Consider the following 5,985-nt stretch of genomic DNA (forward strand, 5'->3'; position numbering starts at 1 on the left):
CAGTTAAACCAGTAGATTCAGTTAAACCAGTAGCTCCATTTAAACCAGTAGATTCAGTTAAACCAGTAGCTCCAGTTAAACCAGTAGCTCCAGTTAAACCGGTAGAACCAGTTAAACCAGTAGCTCCAGTTAAACCGGTAGAACCAGTTAAACCGGTAGATCCAGTTAAACCAGTAGCTCCAGTTAAACCAGTAGATTCAGTTAAACCGGTAGAACCAGTTAAACCAGTAGATTCAGTTAAACCGGTAGCTCCAGTTAAACCAGCTGATAAAACTATTAATAATTTGGAAGTGTCTGAAAAAGTACAACTACCAAAGACTGGTACTGAATCAAATATTTACTCAGCCCTAGGGATTTCACTTATGGCTGTTACAGTTCTTGGTTTATTCTTAAGAGAAAAAGATATAGTAAGAAATAAAAGGAGATAATTATGAAATTTGAAAAACGACAACGATTTGCTATTCGTAAATTTAGTGTAGGAGTAGCTTCGGTGCTTGTTGGGCTGTTTTTCGTCGGTTCGATGGTTAATGCATCTCAAGTAAATGCAAGTGAATTAAAAAGTGAAGAGGGGGTAGAGGTTAATAAGGGAGTTGAAGAAAGATCTACTAAGGAAGTAACCTCTGAGAAAATTAGTGTTCCAGAACCATATCGTGCCCCTGCGACTTTTGTAGCACCTACTACAGAAAATGATTCGACTGTAGTTTCAACCACTGAGTCAACTACGGAAGTAACTGTAAAAGAAACGGAAAAAACAACTGTTGCGATAGCTCCATCAACTGCACCAGTAGCAGAAAAAAAGCCAGAACTTAAAGTTGATGAAAAAGAAGTTCCAGAAACTGAAGCTAAACCAGAGGTAGACGCTATTCTTCAACCTCTTAAAGAACAGTTGAACAATAGCATTCTTGAAGCAAAAGCTGTTAATCAAGAAGCTGAAAAACAAGAAGCTAAACTAGACGATAGTGAATCTAAAAAAGTTCTTTCAGATGCACTTCAAGCTTCAAAAGCAGAGTTGGTAGCAGCTCAACAACTTTCTGAAAAAGCTCAATTAACTAAAGCTGATTTAGAACTTAGCATTGGACGCCTTCAATCTGCCATCGAGTCCGTCTACACAGAAATGAAACGATCAGGTCACTCAGGTTTCGTATCATATATGCTTGCTGATAATGCGAGTACTCCATCAGATGGTACGACACCGTATATGACCATCGAGAACTATAGTGGTTTCCAATATCTCATACATAACGGTACAACTGTTGAAGTTAGATATAAGATGGGTCTTACTCGTATTACTTCTGATGAGGTTGAACTATCACAAGGTGCAAAAGATCTAGGCCTTACTTATGATCCAGTTGGAGAATATGTCTACGGGACTCTTAATCTTAATGGTGGAATCCCAATCGGAACCTATGACATTGGTTTGGTTTCTAAAACCAATCCTAATGTGAAGGCAACTCTTCCTTTAACAATAACTAAACCACACTCATATGCCTTGTCTACTCTCTCTGAGGACCGACTTGACTTATCTGCATCAAAAACTGATAATTATTATGACCGAGAAACAGGCGACATGGGGGAAAATAATACTCGTGTTAATAGATATACGATTCCAACAACACCATTTGGTTATTACCTGACGACTGATTCTAGTGCTAATAAACCTGTTACAGTAGCAGATGCTAAGCCTGATACACCAAAGTATAATACTGAGCTTGGGCTCTATGTTGCGGACTCTTCTAGAGTAACTAATTTCCCATCAACACCAGTTTTATTGGAGCGCATCGAACGTTTGGATACAACGCCAGAAGTAGAATATGAATTGGCAGTTGTCGGAGATCCGTATGGTAAGTTTTATGATGATGAAAATTGGATGGTTCATGACCCAAGACACACGCCGTATCGACTACGCTTTACCAAACTTCCTGCTCAACAGGGGACATTTACGATTAAGTTTAAAACTATCGATAAACTGGGACAAGAACGTATCTTTAATGTAGAGTTAACTACAGAAGAACGTTCAAAAGCTACACCTTATGATGACAACGGATTTTATCTTACAAATGCGGATGTCAAATTTACTCCAAATACTAAAACTGCAGTCTTAAATAAAGAGGGAATCGTATCAGTTCCTCGTTCAGATAAAGAACAAACTATTGGTAAGATTGAACTAAACAAGGTCAACGCTACAGTTAAACCTGTTCGTTTCCCTGACGGTACTGAGTATGACGAAGCCACTCAAACCATTAAGAAAAAGGCCGGTGTTAAGCTAGCACCTGGTAAGTATAACTTTGAAGTACGTGCCATCGATGGTCACTTTGGAGATAATGCGCCAAACCGTATCTTCCAGTTTGAGGTAACAGATGTTATCAGCCCAATTGACCACCAAGTCTGGAAAGAGGGAGAAAAGTTCCCAAGCATTCCAGTAACTCTTGAAGGTGGATCGACAATCGCGAATATTCGTGTAACGACTAATAGCGGAGACACCTACGCTACAGTAAGCTCTGATAATATCACTAAAACACTAGAAGGTTACGGGGTTCTTCAAACTACTGAAAATCAAACTGCACGTGTAGAAGTTGACTACTATAATGCCGATGGTGGTATCTCAACTACCTTTACAACCTTCACTTTTGAAGTTAAGCCACGTGATGGAATTGGACTTGACCTTGATGTAACCAACCATGAACAAACCATCAAAGAAGGTGAAAAGTTCAAGGATATGGTCATCACTCACACTAATGGAGCAACTTTAAAAGTTGATACAGCATCTCTTCCTAAGGGCACTCGCTATAATAAAGCAACAAAAACGATTGCTGGTAAAGGTTTAGTCGAAGGGACATACCGCATCAAAGTTTTAGCAGAAAAAGATGGTCAAGCTGTACAAAAATATGTTACTTTAACAGTATTGCCTGGTCCATTGCATGCTGAAAACTATACTCGTGAAGTTACAGTCGGCGATGAAATCGATCCAATTGAAATTGCGATTCCAAATAGAGCAGAATTTTCTGGAGATATTCGTGGTGAACTTGGTCTTAACTATGATTATAATGCAAAGATTCTTTCTGGAACTACAAATTCAGTTGGTACTAAAACATATACTTATAAATTAACACGTGGTTTAGAAGAAGCTACTGGTACAATCACTATCACAGTTAAACCCAGACCAATTAAGGTAAATAGTGGTGAACAAACGGTTGAAGTCGGAACTCCTATCACTAATTTTGTAATTCAACCGAGTGAAGGTGCTGACATTAGATCTGGTAACTATGATTGGGCTGCAGATGGAGTTAGCAATCTACCTAATGGTCTGACTTATGATCCTGATACAAAGACGATTTCTGGTACTCCAACTTCAGTTGGTGAGTATACTGTTACCTATACGGCATTCTATAGAGGATTGAGAAATGATACTGCCCAAGGAACCTTTAAGCTTACTGTTACTAAGAAACCTATCCAAGTAACTGGTGGTCAGACTGAAGTTCAAGTATTGTCTAAGATGACTCCTGTGAAGGTTGAGGCTTCAGAAGGAGCAACTATTTCAGTTGACCTTAATGACTATAGCAAACCTTCTAATCCTTTAACTGGCAAATATCCAAGTATTTTACCAGAAGGGGTCACTTATGATGAGTCAACTCATACCTTCTCTGGTACACCTAAAAAGGTCGGTACCTATCGTATCCCTGTCAAGGCTCGCTACGAAAACTTGTATGGAAATGACGAAGCTAGTGGAGAGGTCGTTATCACAGTTACCGAATCACCTGTTGCTATCGAGATTTCAAACAAAGAGCAAACTGTAACAGTTGGTGATGCTATTACTCCTGCAGTAGTAACTCACAATAATCTTTCAACTGTCACAATGAAGACACCGTACGGCTTAGTAGAAGAATCTGAGATTAACGCTCTTATCGCAGAATATGGTTTGACATATGATCCTGCTACTAAGACATTTACTGGCACACCTACAAAAGCTGGTACTTTCACAATTCGTATGCAGGCTACTAACCCTGCTGAAGTGGGAGGAGCTTCAGCTATCGATACATTTACTCTTACAGTAAATCCTAAAGCTGAGAAAGATCTTGATCTTAAAGTTTCTGGTGGTCGTCAACTTGTTCAACTAGGTAAAGCGATCACTGATATCACTTTAACTCACACTCCTGGTTCTGAGCTTACACTTGATGAAGCAAGTCTTCCTGCTGGTGTGACATTCGACGCTGCTACTAAGATAATCTCTGGTACTCCAACGGCAGTAGGTAGTTACACAGCTAAAGCTACAGCAACCCTTGATGGCAAATCTGTATCTAAAGATGTCATCATCGATGTTGTGGATATCAAAGATGGTAAAGACGGAAAAGATGGAAAATCACCAGTCGTAACTGTTAAAGATAACGAAGACGGTACCCACACAGTTAAAGTTGTGAACCCAGATGGAACAACAACTGAGACAGTTATCAAGAATGGTAAAGATGGTAAGACACCAACTGTAACCGTTAAAGATAACGAAGACGGTACCCACACAGTTAAAGTTGTAAACCCAGATGGAACAACAACCGAGACAGTTATCAAGAATGGTAAAGATGGTAAGACACCAACTGTAACCGTTAAAGATAACCAAGATGGTACTCACACAGTTAAAGTTGTAAACCCAGATGGCGAAACAACAGAAACAATCATCAAAGACGGTAAGAACCCATCAGTAACAACAGAACGTGGTGAAGACTCAGAAGGTAACACAGGTACATGGGTAATCACACATGATCCTGCTGGAACTGAAACAGGTCGTACATTCGTTAAAGATGGTAAAGATGGTAAAGACGGAAAATCACCGGTCGTAACCGTTAAAGATAACGAAGACGGTACCCACACAGTTAAAGTTGTGAACCCAGATGGAACAACAACCGAGACAGTTATCAAGAATGGTAAAGATGGTAAGACACCAACTGTAACCGTTAAAGATAACCAAGATGGTACTCACACAGTTAAAGTTGTAAACCCAGGTGGCGAAACAACAGAAACAATCATCAAAGACGGTAAGAACCCATCAGTAACAACAGAACGTGGTGAAGACTCAGAAGGTAACACAGGTACATGGGTAATCACACATGATCCTGCTGGAACTGAAACAGGTCGTACATTCGTTAAAGATGGTAAAGATGGTAAAGACGGAAAATCACCAGTCGTAACTGTTAAAGATAACCAAGATGGTACTCACACAGTTAAAGTTGTAAACCCAGATGGAACAACAACCGAGACAGTTATCAAGAATGGTAAAGATGGTAAGACACCAACTGTAACCGTTAAAGATAACCAAGATGGTACTCACACAGTTAAAGTTGTGAACCCAGATGGTGAAACAACAGAAACAATCATCAAAGACGGTAAGAACCCATCAGTAACAACAGAACGTGGTGAAGACTCAGAAGGTAACACAGGTACATGGGTAATCACACATGATCCTGCTGGAACTGAAACAGGTCGTACATTCGTTAAAGATGGTAAAGATGGTAAAGATGGTAAAGACGGAAAAGACGGTAAGACACCAACTATTACTATCGAGTCTGGTAAAGACGAAGAAGGTCGTTCAGGTGTTTGGGTAATCGTACGTGATTCTGAAGGAAACATCACTAGCCGTAACTTTATCCGTGATGGTAAAGATGGTAAGACACCAAAAGTTCGTACTGAATCAGGTAAAGATAAAGAAGGAAATACTGGTGTTTGGGTAATCACCGAAGATGGCGATGGTAAGGAAACTAGCCGTACCTTTGTTCGTGATGGTAAAGATGGTAAAACACCAAGTATTACTACTGAACCTGGTAAGAACAAGGAAGGTCAATCAGGATACTGGATTATTATCAAGGATGGTGAAGGTAAAGAAACAAACCGTATCTTTATCCGTGATTGTGGATGTCCTAAGAAAGAGGATCCAAAACCGAAACCACAACCAGATCCGAAACCACAACCACAACCGGATCCGAAACCACAACCACAACC

At 39.9% G+C, this 5,985-nt stretch carries 2 protein-coding genes; both read left to right on the top strand.

The window, feature by feature from the left end:
* Positions 1-428 (top strand): LPXTG cell wall anchor domain-containing protein (locus MK385_RS01600; RefSeq protein WP_268725109.1); only part of this gene is annotated, 428 nt, incomplete at its 5' end.
* Between the two features lie 2 nt (positions 429-430).
* A partial coding sequence (locus MK385_RS01605) for a collagen-flanked surface repeat-containing protein (protein WP_268725110.1) occupies positions 431-5,985 on the top strand: 5,555 nt, incomplete at its 3' end.

The organism is Streptococcus oralis (genome assembly GCF_026782125.1).
In the GTDB taxonomy this organism is placed as follows: domain Bacteria; phylum Bacillota; class Bacilli; order Lactobacillales; family Streptococcaceae; genus Streptococcus; species Streptococcus oralis_CE.